Below are 17,351 nucleotides of genomic sequence, written 5' to 3'. Positions count from 1 at the left end.
AACCCAGTATAAGTCAGAAGGGCTGTCCGGTTGGGCCACGCCCGCGTATCGTTGCGGGGCTGTGGCGGGGAGAACCGGGGTGCCTTGTGGACGCGTTCCCTGCCGACGCGGTACAATCTGGCCGTTTTTTTTGGCCTGCGTGGCGACCTGATAAGCATAACGGCGCGGGCCGTTGCCGCTTCGGCGCCAGTTTCCCCTCAAGCTAGGTTACAAGAGCTATGAACAAATTCGTCGGCAAACACGTCGTTGTCGCAGCGCTCGTGGCGCTCGCGGGCAGCGCGCAGGCGGCCGGTGTGGTCGGCAACCCGAAGGACGGGGCGAGCAAGGCCGCCATGTGCATCGGTTGCCACGGCATCCAGGACTACCGCGCGGCGTACCCGGAGGTCTACCGGGTGCCTGTCCTCGGCGGCCAGAACCAGCAATACCTCGAGAACGCGCTGAAGGCCTATCGCAAGAAGGATCGTCACTTCCCGTCGATGAATGCGATCGCCGGTTCGCTGACGGACCAGGACATCGCGGATCTGGCGGCGTACTACGCCGTCCAGAAGGCCGACACGAAGGACAATCCCTACAAGTAAAGCGCGCGCCGCCGATCTGACCGGCGGGACAGGAGCATTCATGAACAACGCATTCAAGACGGCGGCGGTTGCACTGGCGGCCGGCCTCGCGATCGGTACCGCGCACGCGGCGGACACCACGAAGGGCAAGGAACTGGTCGAATCGCACAACTGCGCCGCCTGCCACGGCGCGCAGATGAACAAGCCGATCAACGCCGAATATCCGCGCCTCGCCGGCCAGCACGCCGACTACCTCGTGTGGGCGATGCGCCAGTACCAGATGGGCCTGACGAATCCGCTGCTCGGTCGCAACAACGCGATCATGCAGGCGCAGGTGCAGAGCCTGTCGGTCAGCGACATGAAGGACATCGCGGCCTACATCGAGTCGCTGAAAGAAACCGATCTCGTGTTCAAGAAGTAAGCGCGACGGGCCCGACGGGCCCGCGCAGCAAAAATACCCCGCCTCGGCGGGGTATTTTTTTGGCCGCGCGCCGCGCCCGTGGGCCGGCGCCGCGGCGCTCAGTCGCGCGATGCGCGACGCAGGATGCGCTGCAGGTACGCGTCGGTATCGGGCGGTGTGCTCGTGCGCTGGGCTTCCCAGATCGTCTCGCCGAGGCATTCCATGATCACGTGCTGCGCGTCGTGGGTCGAGTCGAGCTTGGCCGCGAGCTTGTCGTGTGCAGCGCGGATGCCGGGCGGCTGGTCGATCGACAGCTGCTCGCTGATCGCGAGATGCATCGACAGGTGCAGGAACGGGTTCGTGCGGCCTTCCTCGGGCGTGTACTCGCGCGCGGTCGCGCCATCGGCATCGGCGAGTTCGTCGTGGTATTCGGGATGCTCGACGATCCAGTCGGCTGCCATCGCTTCCAGCGGCGTCAGGATCTCGCCGGCGCGCTGCTTGCGCCAGGTCTCGGTGAAAAAGCGACGCACTTCGTCGCGGCTTGGATTGAACATGGTGGGGAAACGTCGTGATTCGGACGGCGTGATGCCGCGTCGGGCATTGTACGCCGGGTCGGCGGACGGCGCTGGCGGCGGGCGGGAGCGGGTTGCGCGGCGGCCAGCCGGGCGAGCAGGTGCGTGGCCGCGCGGCGCCGGCGGGTTGCCGGCACCCTGAGCCGGCGCCGGGGAACGGGTAAGCGCGGGCTAGGCTCGCCGCCGCCGCGCCGTTACACTCCGACGATTTCCGTCGCCACGCCGCTCGCGCCCGTTTCGTCATGACCGTCACCGCCCGCCCGTCGTCCGCGGCCCTGCAGGGCACGCTCTATGTCGCGCTGTCCGCCGCAGCATTCGGTGCGATGGCGATCTTCGGCCGCTACGCGTATGCGGCCGGCGTCGACGTGCTCGGGCTGCTGATCGTGCGCTTTGCGATCGGCGGCGCGGTGCTCGCCGCGATCGCACGGCATCGCCGTGTCGCGTGGCCGCGCGGGCGCGCGCTCGCGCCGCTCGTGGCGATGGGCGCGCTCGGCTACGTCGGGCAGTCGTTCTGCTATTTCAGCGCGCTGCAGCATGCGCAGGCGAGCCTCGTCGCGCTGCTGCTGTACCTGTATCCGGCGTTCGTCACGCTGCTGGCCGCGTGGTGGCTCGGCGAGCGCCTCACGCGCGCGAAGGCCGTCGCGCTCGTGCTGTGCGTCGCGGGTTCGGCGCTGATGGTCGGCGGCGGGCATGGCGAACCGCTCGGGATCGCACTCGCGCTGGCCGCCGCGGTGATCTATTCGCTGTACATCGTCGGCGGCACGAAGGCGACGCGCGGCGTCGATCCGCTCGCGACCACCGCGATCATCTGCCTGTCGGCCACCGCGACGCTCGTGGCGATCGCCGTCGTGCGGACCGCCGCGTTCGGCGCGCCGCCGCGCTGGCCCGCGACGGCCGGCGGCTGGGCGTCGATGCTTGCGATCGCGCTCGTGTCGACGGTGGCGGCGATGCTCGCGTTCTTTGCCGGGCTCGAACGGCTCGGGGCCGCGCGCACGTCGATGCTGTCGACGCTCGAACCGGTCGTGACGGTCGCGCTTGCGGCGCTGCTGTTCGGCGAAGCGCTGTCGCCGCTGCAGTGGGCGGGTGGCGTCGCGATTCTGGCTGCCGTGCTGGCGCTGGTGCGCGCGGGCGGTGCGGCGGCAGACGACGCGACGGCGACGTCCAACGCGTAAGTCGGGAAGGGGGAAAGCGGGGCGGCAGCGCGGGTGGCGACGCGCTGTCGTGGTGGCGGCTGCGGTATGCCGGCCGGCCAACGGCCGACGCGGCGTGCATCGTGCGCCTGGCTGTCTGGCGCCGGGCGGCCTGCGGCCTGTCAGCCGCGGTGGCGCATCACTCGTTCGGCGGCGGCGTCTTCGGCCGGAATTCGCACAGCGGCTCGATCGCGCAATGCCAGCACTCGGGCTTGCGGGCCTTGCACACGTAGCGCCCGTGAAGGATCAGCCAGTGATGCGCGTCCTGCAGGAATTCCTTCGGCGTGAACTTCTCGAGCGCGGCCTCGACGGCGCGCACGTCCTTGCCTGGCGCGAGGCCGGTGCGGTTCGCGACGCGGAAGATATGCGTGTCGACCGCGATCGTCGGCTGGCCGAACGCGGTGTTCAGCACGACGTTCGCGGTCTTGCGGCCGACGCCCGGCAGCCCTTCGAGCGCTTCGCGATCGGCCGGCACCTCGCCGTCGTAGCGGTCCAGCAGGATCCGGCACGTCGCGACCACGTTCTTCGCCTTGGTCCGGTACAGGCCGATCGTCTTGATGTACTCGGTGACGCCTTCTTCGCCGAGTGCGACGATTTGTCGCGGGGTGTTCGCGACCGGGAACATCTTCCGCATCGCCTTGTTGACCGATACGTCGGTCGCCTGCGCGGACAGCATCACGGCGATCAGCAACTCGAACGGCGTCGAGTATTCGAGCTCGGTGGTCGGATGCGGATTGAGGTCCTGCAGCGTTTCGTAGATCGCGCGTCGTTTGCTGGCGTTCATGGAGCGTTCGGGTCGGGCGGTGCGGACGGGCCATCCGGGCCGTCGTTGCCTGCGTCGTTCTTTTCGTCGTTGCCGCTCGCGGCGGCCGCCTCGGCGTCGCGCTGGGCCTGCTGTTCGGCGAGCCGCTTGCGGCGCGCCTCGGCCGCGTCGATCTGCGCCTGGACGGCCGCGCTCACGCCTTCGGTGTTCTTCGGCACGGCGCCTTGCCCGGACAGCTCTTCCTTCTTCTTGCGCGCGCGTTCGAGCGCGGCGGCGATGATCGCGCGCTTCTTCGCTTCGGCGTCGTCCGCGGGTGCGGCGGCCGGCGCGGCGGACGGCGTTTCCGCTTGTCCCGCAGCCGGTTTCGCGGCGCTCGCCGCGCGGCGTGCGGCCGCGCGCGCTTCGGCGGCCTCGCGTTCGCGGCGCTGGCGCGCGAGCCGCAGGTCGTGGTGCTCGCGTGCGGCGTCGGCCTGCTCCTGCGACCACGCATCCCAGCCGGTGCGTTCGCCGGTCACCGGCAGCATCGCGATGCAGTCGACCGGGCAGGGCGGCACGCACAGATCGCAACCGGTGCACTGCGACTCGATGATCGTGTGCATCTGCTTCGGCGCGCCGACGATCGCGTCGACCGGGCACGCCTGCATGCACAGCGTGCAGCCGATGCACAGGCTTTCGTCGATGAAGGCGACCGCGCGAGGATGCTCGGTGCCGTTGACGGGGTTCAGCGGAATCACCGGTTTGCCGAGCAGGCTCGACAGGCGCGCGATGCCCTCGGCGCCGCCGGGCGGGCACTGGTTGTAGTTCGCCTCGCCGGCGGCGATCGCCTCGGCGTACGGACGGCAGCCGTTATAGCCGCACTTCGTGCATTGCGTCTGGGGAAGCAGATCTTCGATGCGATCTGCGAGTGTTTTGGAATCGGTCACGGTGACAACGGGCGCAGCGGCGCCGAATGGCTCTCGGCCGTGTCGGGCGCGGCCGGAAAAGGTTTGCCAAAGCTCGATTATCGCCGATTTCCCGCATTGCGCTGGACGCCGTCTGTGCGCATAATCGAACCGCTTTTTTGCAGGGGCTCAGCAGGAGGGCGGCCGCCCGCGGCGCGCCCGTTCCAGGGCGGCCGGCGCCAAGGCGGTGGGGGTGCCGGTCCGGATCAAGCGGCTCACATAGCAAAACGCCACCATGAATCAGCCAAAAATCAAAAGAGATCCTGAAGGTACGCGCCGCCGCATCCTGATGGCGGCAGCCGAAGAGTTCGCGAGTGGAGGGCTGTTCGGCGCGCGCGTCGACCAGATCGCGCGCAGGGCCGAAACCAACGAGCGCATGCTCTATTACTATTTCGGCAGCAAGGAACAGCTGTTCACGGCGGTGCTCGAACACGCGTTCTCCGCGCTGACCGAGGCCGAGCGCGAGCTCGATCTCGACGGCGTCGCGCCGGTCGAAGCCGTCACGCGGCTCGCGCATTTCGTTTGGGACTACTACCGCGACCATCCGGAACTGCTCAGGCTCATCAACAACGAGAACCTGCACGAAGCGCGCTACCTGCACAAGTCGACGCGGATCCGCGAGATGATGTCGCCGATCGTCGCAAAGCTCGGCAACGTGCTGACGCGCGGCCAGAAGGCCGGGCTGTTCCGCACCGACGTCGATCCGCTGCGCTTCTACGTGACGCTGTCGGGGCTCGGCTACTACATCGTGTCGAACCGCTTCACGCTCGCCGCGACGCTCGGCCGCGACTTCACCGACGCCGACGAGCGGGCGGAGATGGTCAGGATGAACACCGAAGTGCTGCTCGCCTATCTGCTGCGGCGCTGAAGCGGCCGCCCGATGTAAAAACGCCGCCGTGCGCAGGCAACGGCGGCGTCTTTTCGTCGGAACGCGGTGCGTCAGGCGGCCTTGCGCGTGCGCACGGCTTTTGCGCGCGGGCTGACGGCGGCGGCGCGTTTCGCGGCCGGTGCGGCCTTGGCGGGGGCGGCGGCCTTCGCCGGCGCCTTCGCGCGCGTGCGCTTCGCCGTGGTGGCGCGCGTCGTTTCGGCCGGTGCGTCGGCGGCCGGCACGGCGGCGAGCGTCTTGGCGGCCGGCGTTTCCGGGACATCCTTCGTCGCACCGTGCTTCGGCTCCGGTGCATGCTCGCGGATGAAATCGCGCAGCTGCGGATAGATGATCGTGCGCCAGCGGCGGCCCGAGAAAATCCCGTAGTGACCGCACTTCTCGGCGGTCAGGCTGCGGCGCTGGTCCTGCGGGATGCCCGTGCACAGCTCGTGCGCGACGTGCGTCTGGCCGCTGCCCGAGATGTCGTCGAGTTCGCCCTCGATCGTCATCAGCGCGGTGTGCCGGATGTCCTGCGGACGCACGCGCTCGCCTTCGACGTCCCACGTGCCCTCGGCCAGGCGGAATTCCTGGAACACGACGCGGATCGTCTCGAGGTAATACTCGGCGGCCATGTCGAGCACCGCGTTGTATTCGTCATAGAAGCGGCGGTGCGCTTCGGCGTCGTCCTCGTCGCCGCGCAGCAGGCTCTGGTAGAAATCCCAGTGCGATTGCGCGTGCCGTTCCGGGTTCATCGCGACGAAGCCCGTGTGCTGCAGGAAGCCCGGATACACCTGGCGGCCTTCGCCCGGATAGTTCGCCGGCACCGTGTGGATCACGTTGTTCTCGAACCATGCGGTCGAGTGCTGCGTGGCGAGCGAATTCACCGAGGTCGGGCTGCGGCGCGCATCGATCGGGCCGCCCATCATCGTCATCGTGAGCGGCGTGTCCTCGCCGCGGCTCGCCATCAGCGAGATCGCCGCGAGCACCGGCACCGTCGGCTGGCACACCGAGATCACGTGCAGGTTGCGCGCGCCGATGTGACGGATGAACTCCTGGATGTACGCGATGTAGTCGTGCAGGTGGAACGGGCCGGTCTCGATCGGCACCATCCGCGCGTCGATCCAGTCGGTGATGTAGACCTTGTGATCCTGCAGCAGCGTGCGCACGGTGTCGCGCAGCAGTGTCGAGTGGTGGCCCGACAGCGGCGCGCAGACCAGCACGACCGGTTCGTCCTTCAGTTGCGTGACGGCGTCGGCGTCGTCCGAATAGCGCTTGAAGCGCAGCAGCCGGCAGAACGGCTTCTCGACGATCGTCTGCTCGACGATCGGGATGTTGTGGCCGTCCTTGACGATCTGATGAATGTTGAATTCGGGCTTCTCGTAATCCTTGCCGAGCCGGTACATCAACTCGTACGCGGCGGCCATCCGCGTCGCGCCCGGCATCAGCGAGAACGGGCTGGACGGATTGGCGAACGATTTGGACGCGGCCTGGGCCCAGGCCGTCAGCGGGCTCAGCATGGCGCGCTGGAATTCGTGCAGTTGGTAAAGCATGCAGACTACTCCCGCGTGGGGGACGGTGCGCAAGGGCGGCGTGGGGCGTCGCGGCGTGCCGTGTGGGTCAGCGACCGGCCATGTTGCATTGCAGCCGGACAATCGCGTCGATCATATCGGACAACGATGGGTGGTGCAATGCAACATTTCCCCGATTTTTCATCAAAGTTTTGCGATTTGACGTTATCTGACCAAGCCGCTCGCGCCCCCGTTCAGCGCCCCGTCGCCACCGCCGGCGCGGGCTGGCCGGCGGCGCGCGCCATCGCGTCCTCGTGGTGCATCAGGTTCATCGCGGTATGCACGAGCGCCACGTGCGAGAACGCCTGCGGGAAGTTGCCGACGAGCCGCCCGGCCACCGGGTCGTACTCCTCCGCGAGCAGCCCGAGGTCGTTCGACAGCGCGAGCAGCCGGCTGAACAGGCGGTGCGCGTCGTCGATCCGGCCCAGCAGCGCATAGTTGTCGACCAGCCAGAAGCTGCACGCGAGAAACGTGCCTTCGCCGGGCGGCAGGCCGTCGTCGTACTCGGTCGTGCGGTAGCGCATCACGAGGCCATCGTGCAGCAATTCCCGCTCGATCGCCTCGACCGTGCCGACGATGCGCGGATCTTCCGGCGGCAGGAAGCCGAGCAGCGGCATCAGCAGCACGCTGGCGTCGAGCTCGTCGCTGCCGTAGCTCTGCGCAAACGCCCGTTTGCTTTCGTGCCACGCGTTGGCGCACACGTCGGCATGGATCTGGTCGCGCAGCGCACGCCAGCGGTCGAGCGAGCCGGGCAGCCGGAACATCTCCGCCGACTTGATCGCGCGGTCGAACGCGACCCACGCCATCACTTTCGAGAACGTGAAATGGCGGCGGCCGCCGCGCGTTTCCCAGATGCCTTCGTCGGGCTCCTGCCAGATCTTCTCGAGATGGTCGAGCAGCGCGCACTGCACGGACCAGACCGTGTCGTCGGCCTGCAGGCCGCCCACCCGCGCGAGGTGCAGCGCGGCCATCACCTCGCCGAACACGTCGAGCTGGAGCTGGTTCGCGGCGCCGTTGCCGATGCGCACCGGCTTCGAGTCCTGGTAGCCGGGCAGCCAGTCGAGCTCCATTTCCGGCAGCCGGCGTTCGCCGGCGATCCCGTACATGATCTGGATCTGCTCGGGCGAGCCGGCCATCACGCGGCCGAGCCACGTGCGCCACGCGCGCGCCTCGTCGTAGTAGCCGCCGCGCATCAGCGCGAGCAGCGTGATCGTCGCGTCGCGCAGCCAGCAGTAGCGGTAGTCCCAGTTGCGGTTGCCGCCGATCTTCTCGGGCAGCGACGTGGTCGGCGCCGCGACGATGCCGCCGGTCGGCTCGTACGCGAGCGCCTTCAGCGTGATCAGCGAGCGGCGCACGGCGGCCGCGTAGCGGCCCTGCACCTGGCAGCGGCCCGACCATTCGAGCCAGTAGTTCTCGGTGCGCGCGAGCATCGACAGCGGATCGCGGGCCGGCGGCAGCCGCAGGTGCGACGCCGCATAGCTGAGCGAGAACGGCACGCGCTCGTCGGCGCTCACCGTGAATTCCGCGAGCGTGTGGAGATTCTTGCCGGTGAGCGGCACCGGCGTGCGCAGCACGACGGTGTCGGGGCCCGCGATCGCCTTCATGCCGTCCTCGCGGGTCAGCTGCGTGACCCACGGGATCGAGAAGCCGTAGTCGAAGCGCAACACGAGCTCCATGCGCATCTTCATCGTGCCGTGGCGGCCGACGACGATCCGCACCAGTTCGGACCAGCCATTGCCGGGCGGCATGAAGTCGACCACGGTGACGGCGCCGTCGGCGCTTTCGTAGTCGGTTTCGAGAATCAGCGTGTCGCCGCGATAGCGGCGCGTCGTGTGCGTGATCGCGGCATCGGCGGCCGGCGCGAGCAGCCAGCGGCCGTGCTCGGGGGTGCCGAGAAGCGCCGCGAAGCAGGCGCCCGAATCGAAGCGGGGCCAGCACAGCCAGTCGACGGAGCCGTCTTTAGCGATCAGCGCGGCAGTGTGGCCGTCGCCGACGAGGGCGTAGTCTTCGATCAGGGCAGGCATGGGCAGGCGATCCTTGGGTATTCGAGTTCACAATGCGGACGGCGGCGGCCAAGGCTTCACGCGCCGGCACCGCGCCCCGTATACTCGGCCGGGCGGCGGAGCGCATGAACGGCCGGCGTTTCGTCCTATCTCAACACTTGAAGCGACTCGACGCAAGGAGGATTCAATGCCCAACCGTTTACGCGAGCGTGACGCACGCGCTTCGACACGAGGGTTCCCGCTTAGGCTCGCTCACTGGATGAAAGGTTTCGCGATCGTGCTCTCCCTTTCCGCGACCCACGCATTCGCGCAGCAATCGCCCGCCCCGGCCGACGGCGTCTACAACCTGCTCGTCGGCACCTATACGGGAGGCGGCAGCGACGGCATCTATGTTTACCGCTTCGATACGAAAACCGGCAGCGTCGCACCCGTGTCGTCGGCGAAGACCGTGAATCCGTCGTATCTGTTGCCGAGCCGCGACGGTCGCACCGTTTACGCGGTCAACGAACTGCCCGGCGACGACGGGCCGGCGACCACGCGCGGCGGCATCAGCGCGTTCCGCTTCGACGCGAAGACGGGCGCGCTGAGTTTCATCGACCGCGTGTCGTCGGAAGGGAACGATCCTTGCTATCTCGCGCTGTCGCCCGACGGCAAGTACCTCGTGACCGCCAACTACTCGGTCGCGAAGGATCCCGGCGGCAGCTTCGCGGTGTTTCCGCTGCGCGACGACGGCGCGGTCGGCCAGGCCGCGCTGACCGTGCACCATGAAGGCACGGGGCCGGTGAAGGGCCGCCAGGACGGCGCGCACGTGCATTCGACGGTGTTTTCGCCGGACGGCCGTTATCTGTTCGTGCAGGATCTCGGTGCGGACAAGATCTACGGCTACCGCTACACGGTGGACGGCAGCCGCGGGCTGATCAGCCCGACGGACACGCGCTACACGCCGGTGAAGGCGGGCTCGGGCCCGCGCCACATGGTGTTCGGCGCCGACGGCCGGTACGCATACGTGACGAGCGAGCTCAACGCGTCGGTCGAGGTGTTCGGCTATCACGACGGCAAGCTGACGCCGGTCGAGACCGTGTCGATGACCGCGCCGGGCTTCAAGGGCAAGGTCGGCGGCGGCGCGATCCACCTGTCGCCGGACGGCCGCTTCCTGTACGTGAGCAACCGCGGCGACGCGAACGACCTGGTGATCTACGCGGTGAACCAGGCCGACGGCCGGCTGAAGCACGTCGGCCGCCAGTCGAGCCTCGGCAAGACGCCGCGCGAGTTCCTGATCGATCCGACCGGCAAGTGGCTGATCGTCGGCAACCAGGACAGCGATACGTTCTACGTGTTCAGCCGCAATGTCGAAACGGGGCAGCTCGGCCCGAATCCGCAGAAGGTGGCGGTCGGCAAGCCGGTCGACTTCAAGCTGGTGCCGGTACTGTAAATGAAAAAGGGCGCTGCCGATGCAGCGCCCTTCGTTTTTCGGGGCGGCCGGTTTCCCGGCGCGCCCGTATCGGCGGACGGCGGCCGCCCGGCCGCCGCACTCAGTCGGCCGCGGCCGGCACGAGCACCTCGCGGCTGCCGTTGATCCCCATCGGCGACACGAGCCCGGCCGCCTCCATCTGCTCGACGAGGCGCGCGGCGCGGTTGTAGCCGATGCGCAACTGCCGCTGCACCGACGAGATCGACGCGCGCCGCGTGCGCACGACGAACGCGACGGCTTCGTCGTACAGCGGATCGGCTTCCGCGTCCGGCGCATCGCCGAACAGGTCCTGCGTCGCGCCGTCGGCGGCCGGGCCGTCGAGGATCCCTTCCTCGTACTGCGGCTCGCCGAACTGCTTCAGGTACTCGACGACCCGGTGCACTTCTTCGTCCGCGACGAACGCGCCGTGCACGCGCTGCGGATAACCGGTGCCCGGCGGCAGGAACAGCATGTCGCCCATCCCGAGCAGCGATTCGGCGCCCATCTGGTCGAGAATCGTGCGCGAGTCGATCTTCGACGACACCTGGAACGCGACGCGCGTCGGGATGTTCGCCTTGATCAGGCCCGTGATCACGTCGACGGACGGACGCTGCGTCGCGAGGATCAGGTGAATGCCGGCCGCACGCGCCTTCTGCGCGAGGCGGGCGATCAGTTCCTCGATCTTCTTGCCGGCGACCATCATCAGGTCGGCCAGCTCGTCGATCACGACGACGATCAGCGGCAGCGTCGACAGCGGCTCCGGATCCTCGGGCGTCAGCGAGAACGGGTTGCCGATCTTCTTTTCCTTCGCTTCCGCGTCGCGGATCTTCTGGTTGAAGCCCGCGAGGTTGCGCACGCCGACCGCCGACATCAGCCGGTAGCGTTTCTCCATCTCGCCGACGCACCAGTTCAGTGCGTTCGCCGCGAGTTTCATGTCGGTGACGACCGGCGCGAGCAGGTGCGGGATCCCTTCGTAGACCGACAGCTCGAGCATCTTCGGGTCGATCATGATCAGTCGCACGTCCTCGGGTGTCGCCTTGTACAGCAGCGACAGGATCATCGCGTTGATCGCGACCGACTTGCCCGAGCCGGTCGTGCCCGCGACGAGCATGTGCGGCGCCTTCGCGAGATCGGTGACGACCGGGTGGCCGGTGATGTCCTTGCCCATCGCGATCGTCAGTTGCGACGCCGAGTGCTGGTACGGGCGCGACTCGAGAATTTCCGACAGGCGGATCATCTGGCGCTTCGCGTTCGGCAGTTCGAGCCCCATGCAGGTCTTGCCGGGAATCGTCTCGACGACGCGGATCGACGTGAGGCCGAGGCCGCGCGACAGGTCCTTCATCAGCCCGACAATCTGGCTGCCGCGCACGCCGAGCGCGGGTTCGATCTCGAAGCGCGTGATCACGGGGCCGGCGGACGCGCCGACCACCGTCACCGGCACCTTGAATTCCTGCAGCCGCTGTTCGATCACCTGCGCGGTTTGCGCGAGGTGTTCTTCGGTGATCGTTTCGATGTCGCCGGACGCGGACGCGGGCTCGAGCAGGTCGAGGGTCGGCAGTTCGACGCTGAACGACGCGGGTGCGTGGAATTCGAAGGCGTTCGGGCGCGGCTGGCGCGCGGGGGTGTCGGGGGCGGGCGAGCCGGCTGCGGCAGGCGGGGCCGGTTCGGTTGCCGGGGTGGTTGCTTCGGCCGGCGGGGCAGTGGGGATCGCCGGTACGGTCGTGACTGCCGTCGGTGCGGACAGGCTCGCGCCGGGGATCGTTGCTGCGGGTTGCGGCGGTGCCACGGGCGATGCGGCTAACGGTGCCGCGGAGGCATTCGACACGGACCAGCCTGCCGGCGACGAGGTCGCGGCGGCCGGGGGGGCGAACGTCGTGGCTTCGACGGCTGTAGGCGCGGAAGCGATCGACGGAGCCAGCGCCGCAGTGGTTGCGCCGAAGGACGTCAGCGAGCCGGCCGGAGCGACGGGCGAGCTGGCGATCGGTTGCGCGGGAGTCGCCGCGGCGGTGGTGATCGGTGTGACAACGCCGGAGGACGTTGCCGTCGTGGCGGCAGGGGCCGGCGGCACGGGCAGGCCTGCGGCCGGCTGCGATGCGATTGCGCCTGAGGGGGCGAAGGTGCCGGATGTCGTGCCGGTCGACGAGGCTGATGGGGTGGCCGGATGCGTCGGAGCAGGCGCGGCGGATGGAGCCGCGACCGAGCCGGACACGACATTCACGGGCGTCGAGGTAGCGACCACCGGCGCGCTCGAACCGGATGCCGAGGCCGTCGGGCTGGCCGTCGACGGCGGCACGGCGGGCGCAACGGGCGATGCGGGCGACGCGGGTGTTGATGCGCGGGGGAACGAACCGTAAGTCGTGTCCGCAACGGTCGATGCCGACGTGGCCGGTTGCGAAATCGAAGCCGACGCAGTGCCGGTTACGTCGATCGGGGATGCCGACGCGACGGGTGCAGTGTTCGCTGCCGAAGCGGCCGGCTGCGAAAGCGAAGCCGAGGTAGCGCCGGTCACGCCGATCGGGGATGCCGGCGCGACGGATGCGGTGTTCGATGTCGAAGTGGCTGGCTGCGAAAGCGAGGTCGACGCAGTGCCGGTTACGCCGATCGCAGATGCCGACGGAGCGGCTGCAACAGTCGACGCTGCCGGTTGAGCCAGCGAACCGGATGCCGTGTCGGTCACACCATCCGACGAGGCGGTAACGGCGACAGGCGCAATGCCCGAGGCGGATGCAGGCGCTTGCACGGTCGAACCGTGGGCGGTGCCGACGAGCGGCGACGCAATGCTTGCCGAAGCCTTTTGCGTGGAGGCAAACGGTTGAGTGGCAACCGGCGATTTCGGCAATTCCGCGGTGACAGGCGTATTCGTCGGGGCCGGTTGCGCCGTCGCAGGCGTCCACGTCCATGCTGTCGCCGGTGCGGTGCCTTCAGCGGTTGCGGCCAGCGGCGCTGCAGGTTCCACCGTATCCGACTTGGCAGCTTCCAGTGCGGCACTCGATGCGACCGGTGCCGCCGCCGCAAACGGCCTGGTTTCGGCACTTGCGCGCGGCGTCGTTTCGATGATCGGCGAAGAGGGGAGGGCCGCGAACGGCACGCTGTTCCCGGCGGGTTCGGCGTGTGCATTGGCGATGCCCGGCGGCACGCTGGCCGATACGGTGCGATCGATTGCAGGCGCCGGATGCGCCGTGTACTTGTCGTCGGTATCGATGGATGCCGGGTTGCTCGCCGCGAGGTCGTGAACCGCCTCGGTCCCGGGTTGCGCGAAGGCGGCATGGGCCGGTTCCGATCCCGTCACATCGGTCGATGACTCGGCGACCGGGTTCCAGGCGGATGCGTCGAACGCGGAAACCGGTTGGCTGGCGAGGTCCTCCCACGGCGCGAGGTCGATGGGCGCGTCGAACGTCGGTGCGGGCGAGATTCCCGATGCCGGTGCGATAGCGGCAGCGACATCGTCGGCGTGCCGGATCTCGTCATTGGCGTGATGCGGGAACGCGGCATCAGCGATGCCGGTATTCGACAACGCGTGCGGTGCGGTGGCGTCGACTGCCACGGCGCCCGTATCGGCAACCGGTGCATGGACAGCGGGCGCTGCCGGATTGAACGCATCGAGCACGATCGGTGCGTTGTCGTCGTATGTCGGCGCCGGATCGTAGGCGAGCGGTGCACTGGCGTCATGCGCCGCGAGGCCGTGGGCCGCGGAGGCAGCCCCGGTCGGCACGGCCGCTGCTGCCGGCGCTGCCATGCCGGCTGCCGTCGCGGCCACACCGGCTGCGGTTGCCGCTGCCGCCGCCGCGTGCCCGGCATCGTCCTGCGCACCGCCCAGCGTCGCCCACTGCGCGGTGCTGGCTTCGATCGAGCGCAGCGTGTCGTGCACGCTCGGCGCCGGCGTGATCGGCGCGGCGGGTTTTTCCGTCCAGGCATAAAGCGGTGCACGCGCCGGCGTTGGCTGCGGCGGGCGACGTCGTGCCGCATCCTGCGTCAGGCCGGCCGAACCGGCTGCAGCTGCGGGGCGTACGGGCGGGCGCTGCGGCTGCGCGGTGGCCGGCCGCGGTGTGACCGTGGTACGCGGCGGGGTCGGTTTCAACGCCGCGGTGGCCGGTCGCGCGCCAGTCGGCCGCGGGCGGACGGGTTCGAATCCGGCAGGAAGCGGGGCCGGATCGGGGCGCGGGACTTGCGAGTTCGCGGCTGCGCGCGCAAGGCTGGCGGTGCTGCCGGTCGTCGGCGGCGGCATCGCGCTGGCCGGCGTGATCGGCGCGGGCGGTGTCGGCATGCTGCGCTGGGGCGTGGCCGGCTTCAACCAGCCCGACGGCGCAACAGGTTCCACGTGCGGACGCGCAGGCGTGCTGCTGCGCGGCTTCGGCCGCGCCTGCGGGTCGGGTTTCCACAGCGTCGGGCGCGAATACCGGCCGTTCTGGCGGGGCGCCATCGAATTGACGGTATGCGCGGTGGTCGGCTGGACGATGTCGTCGTCGCGATGCAAGGCGCTGCGCGGCAGGTCGGCGATGCCGCGCGCTTCGTCGTCACCGCCGTCGCGCGCCAGCTTGACGCCGAACGACGTATCGACCCACGCGGCGAACTGCCGCCAGCCGATGCCGGTCAGCCAGGGCAGCCCGGCGAAGAACAGCACGACCATCGCGACCGGCGTGCCGATCGGGCCGAGCACGTGGGCGAAGCCTGCCGAGAATGCATGGCCGAGCGCGTTCGTGTCGGGGCCCGACAGCGGGCTCGTCAGCGTGCAGCTCGCCACGAACACCGCGACGAAGCCGAGCCACAGACGGATCGAGCCGCGGCCGGCAAGTCCGACACCGCCAGGCAGCATCGCCTGCACGAGACGCCAGAAGAGAAGGAGGAACCAGACGGCGGAGATGCCGAACCAGCCGAAGACAACCGTGTGCATGCTTTGAAACAGGAGTGGGGCGGGGCGCGCGGGGCGCGACCCGCCGAGTTTAACCGGCCGGCGAACAAGACTCTAACGCGGCGTGCATCCGATACACGCCGTGCGACGCGTGTGCGCGGCACACGCGCGTGGCGCGCCACGCGAAGGCGGTCGGTCGGCCTTCGCGCGCGCCGTGCATCAGGGGCTCCGGTGCGTGAAGGTCAGCGTTGCGCCGGACGTGGTCACGATCTGCAATTGCTGCGGCTCGCGCATCTGCACACCGGTCTTGTCGACGTGGGCGAGCGCGTCGAGGTACGCGGTTTCGAGCTGGCCGCCGAGCGTATTCGGGCAGGCCATCCGCGTGCCGGCGAGCGGCCCGAAGCTCAGCAGGCCGTTCTTGATCGCGTAGGTGCCCATGTAGCGGTTGCAGCCCGAAAACCCGCTGGCGCGCCGGACGCCCGATTCGGTCGACAGCGCGAGCTTGATCGGCTCGCCGTTGTCGCCGTGCGGGATCGCGCGCTGCGTGCCGTCGGCGTTCAGCCAGCTGGTGAGTTCCCAGCTCGTGTCGTCGAGCAGCTGGACGGCGGCCGGGTTGTACGGGTCGGGCGCGGGGGCGGCGGAATCGGGGTGGGTCGGCATCGCGCAGGCAGAGAGAAGCGTGGCAAGCGTCAACGCGCAGAGCGGCGCGCGCAACGGGCGAAGCAGGCCGGTGCGTGCGCGTGCGGCGGCGGACAGGTGGGACATGAGCCTCGTTCCTCATCGGATTCTGATCAAGGCGTAAGAGTAACGCACCCGCCCCGCGGCAGGCGAGCCGACACTTCACGCGTGAAAACGTTCGCAGTCTGCTCGCGAGCGGCCCGCGGCCGGTTGCCGGCACGGCGAAACGCGCAAAACCGGCGCCGTGGCGCGTGTTAACATCGGAGCCGTTTTCGTCCTCCACCAGAAGCGGGTAATCACATGCAGATCGGTCAGCGGCTCGGTACGCCGCTCTCACCCTCGGCCACGCGCGTCATGCTGCTCGGCGCCGGCGAACTCGGCAAGGAAGTCATCATCGCGTTGCAGCGGCTCGGCGTCGAAGTCGTCGCGGTCGACCGCTATCCGGACGCACCGGGCCACCAGGTCGCGCATCGCGCGCACGTGATCGACATGACGGACGCCGCCGCGCTACGCGCGCTCGTCGAAGCCGAACGCCCGCACCTGATCGTGCCGGAGATCGAGGCGATCGCGACCGACGCGCTCGCGGCGATCGAGGCGGCCGGCCTCGCCGAAGTGATCCCGACCGCGCGCGCGACGCAGCTCACGATGAATCGCGAAGGAATCCGCCGGCTCGCGGCCGAGGAGCTCGGCCTGCCGACTTCGCCGTATGCGTTCGCGGATTCGTTCGAGGCGTTCAGCGCGGCGATCGCGAAGATCGGCATGCCGTGCGTCGTCAAGCCCGTGATGTCGTCGTCGGGCAAGGGGCAGTCGGTCGTGAAGACCGAGGCCGACGTGAAGCCGGCGTGGGACTACGCGATGGCGGGCGGGCGTGTGAACCACGGCCGCGTGATCGTCGAGGGTTTCGTCGATTTCGACTACGAGATCACGCAGCTCACCGTGCGCGCGATCGATCCGGCGACGAACGCCACGCGCACCTATTTCTGCGAGCCGGTCGGCCACGTGCAGGTCGCGGGCGACTACGTCGAATCGTGGCAGCCGCAGCCGATGAGCGCGGTGGCGCTCGAGAAGTCGCGCGAGATCGCGCACAAGGTCACCGAGGCGCTCGGCGGGCGCGGGATGTTCGGCGTCGAGTTGTTCGTGCGCGGCGACGACGTGTGGTTCTCCGAAGTGAGCCCGCGGCCGCACGATACGGGCCTCGTCACGCTCGCGTCGCAGCGTCAGTCGGAATTCGAGCTGCACGCGCGTGCGATTCTCGGGCTGCCGGTTGATCCGGCGCTCGGTACGCCGGCCGCGTCGGCCGTGATCTACGGCGGGCTCGACGAGCGCGGGATCGCGTTCGAGGGCGTGCGCGACGCGCTTGCCGTGCCGGGCGCCGACCTGCGCCTGTTCGGCAAGCCGGAAAGTTTCGCGAAGCGGCGCATGGGCGTCGCGCTGGCGACCGGCGCGACCGTCGACGAAGCCCGCGAACGCGCGAAGCGTGCCGCCGCGGCCGTCCGGCCCGTGTCGGCCCGCTGA

General features: G+C 69.1%; 14 protein-coding genes. 7 read left to right on the top strand and 7 right to left on the bottom strand.

What is annotated here, in order from left to right:
* Window positions 1-218 precede the first annotated feature (218 nt).
* Both CFB39_RS13190 and CFB39_RS13185 read left to right on the top strand, forming a co-directional pair.
* The gene (locus CFB39_RS13190; protein ID WP_011352793.1) at window positions 219-578 is read left to right on the top strand and encodes a c-type cytochrome; all 360 of its coding nucleotides are present in this window, start codon (window positions 219-221) and stop codon (window positions 576-578) included.
* Window positions 579-618: 40 nt separating this feature from the next.
* Complete coding sequence (locus CFB39_RS13185; protein ID WP_011352792.1) at window positions 619-978, top strand: cytochrome c; 360 nt, start codon at window positions 619-621, stop codon at window positions 976-978.
* A gap of 98 nt (window positions 979-1,076) precedes the next feature.
* Here CFB39_RS13185 and CFB39_RS13180 read toward each other — a convergent pair whose 3' ends face one another.
* Entirely contained in the window at window positions 1,077-1,544 is a 468-nt protein-coding gene (locus CFB39_RS13180) for a DUF1841 family protein (protein WP_373452734.1), read from the bottom strand.
* Window positions 1,545-1,771: 227 nt separating this feature from the next.
* Here CFB39_RS13180 and CFB39_RS13175 point away from each other — a divergent pair, with 227 nt between their 5' ends.
* Entirely contained in the window at window positions 1,772-2,701 is a 930-nt protein-coding gene (locus CFB39_RS13175) for a DMT family transporter (RefSeq protein ID WP_089473327.1), read from the top strand.
* A gap of 157 nt (window positions 2,702-2,858) precedes the next feature.
* On the opposite strand, the gene nth is transcribed toward CFB39_RS13175, so the two are convergent.
* Window positions 2,859-3,503 carry an endonuclease III gene (nth, locus tag CFB39_RS13170; protein ID WP_089426031.1) on the bottom strand — a complete coding sequence of 215 codons (645 nt, stop codon included), beginning with the start codon at window positions 3,501-3,503 and terminating at the stop codon, window positions 2,859-2,861.
* Window positions 3,500-4,405 (bottom strand): electron transport complex subunit RsxB, encoded by a 906-nt coding sequence (gene rsxB, locus CFB39_RS13165; RefSeq protein WP_089473326.1) that lies wholly within the window; start codon window positions 4,403-4,405, stop codon window positions 3,500-3,502. Before rsxB ends, nth begins: the two co-directional genes overlap by 4 nt.
* Window positions 4,406-4,658: 253 nt before the next feature.
* Here rsxB and CFB39_RS13160 point away from each other — a divergent pair, with 253 nt between their 5' ends.
* Window positions 4,659-5,291: a TetR family transcriptional regulator gene (locus CFB39_RS13160; RefSeq protein ID WP_039370405.1), complete on the top strand. Its 633-nt coding sequence runs from the start codon at window positions 4,659-4,661 to the stop codon at window positions 5,289-5,291.
* A gap of 71 nt (window positions 5,292-5,362) precedes the next feature.
* Here CFB39_RS13160 and CFB39_RS13155 read toward each other — a convergent pair whose 3' ends face one another.
* Complete coding sequence (locus CFB39_RS13155; protein WP_089426029.1) at window positions 5,363-6,838, bottom strand: polyhydroxyalkanoate depolymerase; 1,476 nt, start codon at window positions 6,836-6,838, stop codon at window positions 5,363-5,365.
* Between the two features lie 212 nt (window positions 6,839-7,050).
* Window positions 7,051-8,880 carry a glycoside hydrolase family 15 protein gene (locus CFB39_RS13145; protein WP_089426027.1) on the bottom strand — a complete coding sequence of 610 codons (1,830 nt, stop codon included), beginning with the start codon at window positions 8,878-8,880 and terminating at the stop codon, window positions 7,051-7,053.
* 166 nt (window positions 8,881-9,046) lie between these two features.
* Between CFB39_RS13145 and CFB39_RS13135 the strand changes: the two genes are divergently transcribed.
* A complete protein-coding gene (locus tag CFB39_RS13135; protein WP_089473325.1) occupies window positions 9,047-10,291 on the top strand; it encodes a lactonase family protein in 1,245 nt (414 codons plus the stop codon).
* A gap of 100 nt (window positions 10,292-10,391) precedes the next feature.
* Here CFB39_RS13135 and CFB39_RS13130 read toward each other — a convergent pair whose 3' ends face one another.
* Complete coding sequence (locus CFB39_RS13130) at window positions 10,392-14,534, bottom strand: DNA translocase FtsK (RefSeq protein WP_373452733.1); 4,143 nt, start codon at window positions 14,532-14,534, stop codon at window positions 10,392-10,394.
* Between CFB39_RS13130 and CFB39_RS41250 the strand changes: the two genes are divergently transcribed.
* On the top strand, window positions 14,509-15,207 hold the full coding sequence (locus tag CFB39_RS41250) for a hypothetical protein (protein ID WP_373452736.1): 699 nt from the start codon (window positions 14,509-14,511) through the stop codon (window positions 15,205-15,207). The genes CFB39_RS13130 and CFB39_RS41250 overlap by 26 nt on opposite strands.
* A gap of 170 nt (window positions 15,208-15,377) precedes the next feature.
* Here the strand turns inward: CFB39_RS41250 and CFB39_RS13125 are convergent, their stop codons facing one another.
* Window positions 15,378-15,923, bottom strand: a complete 546-nt coding sequence (locus CFB39_RS13125; protein WP_089473323.1) for an META domain-containing protein — start codon at window positions 15,921-15,923, stop codon at window positions 15,378-15,380.
* 213 nt (window positions 15,924-16,136) lie between these two features.
* On the opposite strand from CFB39_RS13125, the gene purT reads away from it, so the two are divergent.
* Window positions 16,137-17,351, top strand: coding sequence for a formate-dependent phosphoribosylglycinamide formyltransferase (purT, locus tag CFB39_RS13120; RefSeq protein WP_089426023.1), 1,215 nt, complete (start codon window positions 16,137-16,139; stop codon window positions 17,349-17,351).

Source organism: Burkholderia sp. AU6039 (assembly GCF_002223365.1).
Classification (GTDB): Bacteria; Pseudomonadota; Gammaproteobacteria; order Burkholderiales; family Burkholderiaceae; genus Burkholderia.
Note: the sequence above shows the minus strand (reverse complement) of the source record. Positions and strands in the feature narration are given on the sequence as shown.

Bases quoted from the DNA above. Each gene is read 5' to 3' on its own strand.
- CFB39_RS13190 (WP_011352793.1), top strand. From the start codon at position 219: ATGAACAAATTCGTCGGCAAACACGTCGTTGTCGCAGCGCTCGTGGCG.
- CFB39_RS13185 (WP_011352792.1), top strand. From the start codon at position 619: ATGAACAACGCATTCAAGACGGCGGCGGTTGCACTGGCGGCCGGCCTC.
- CFB39_RS13175 (WP_089473327.1), top strand. From the start codon at position 1,772: ATGACCGTCACCGCCCGCCCGTCGTCCGCGGCCCTGCAGGGCACGCTC.
- nth (WP_089426031.1), bottom strand. From the start codon at position 3,503: ATGAACGCCAGCAAACGACGCGCGATCTACGAAACGCTGCAGGACCTC.
- CFB39_RS13160 (WP_039370405.1), top strand. From the start codon at position 4,659: ATGAATCAGCCAAAAATCAAAAGAGATCCTGAAGGTACGCGCCGCCGC.
- CFB39_RS13155 (WP_089426029.1), bottom strand. From the start codon at position 6,838: ATGCTTTACCAACTGCACGAATTCCAGCGCGCCATGCTGAGCCCGCTG.
- CFB39_RS13145 (WP_089426027.1), bottom strand. From the start codon at position 8,880: ATGCCTGCCCTGATCGAAGACTACGCCCTCGTCGGCGACGGCCACACT.
- CFB39_RS13135 (WP_089473325.1), top strand. From the start codon at position 9,047: ATGCCCAACCGTTTACGCGAGCGTGACGCACGCGCTTCGACACGAGGG.
- CFB39_RS13130 (WP_373452733.1), bottom strand. From the start codon at position 14,534: ATGCCGCCGCCGACGACCGGCAGCACCGCCAGCCTTGCGCGCGCAGCC.
- CFB39_RS13125 (WP_089473323.1), bottom strand. From the start codon at position 15,923: ATGTCCCACCTGTCCGCCGCCGCACGCGCACGCACCGGCCTGCTTCGC.
- purT (WP_089426023.1), top strand. From the start codon at position 16,137: ATGCAGATCGGTCAGCGGCTCGGTACGCCGCTCTCACCCTCGGCCACG.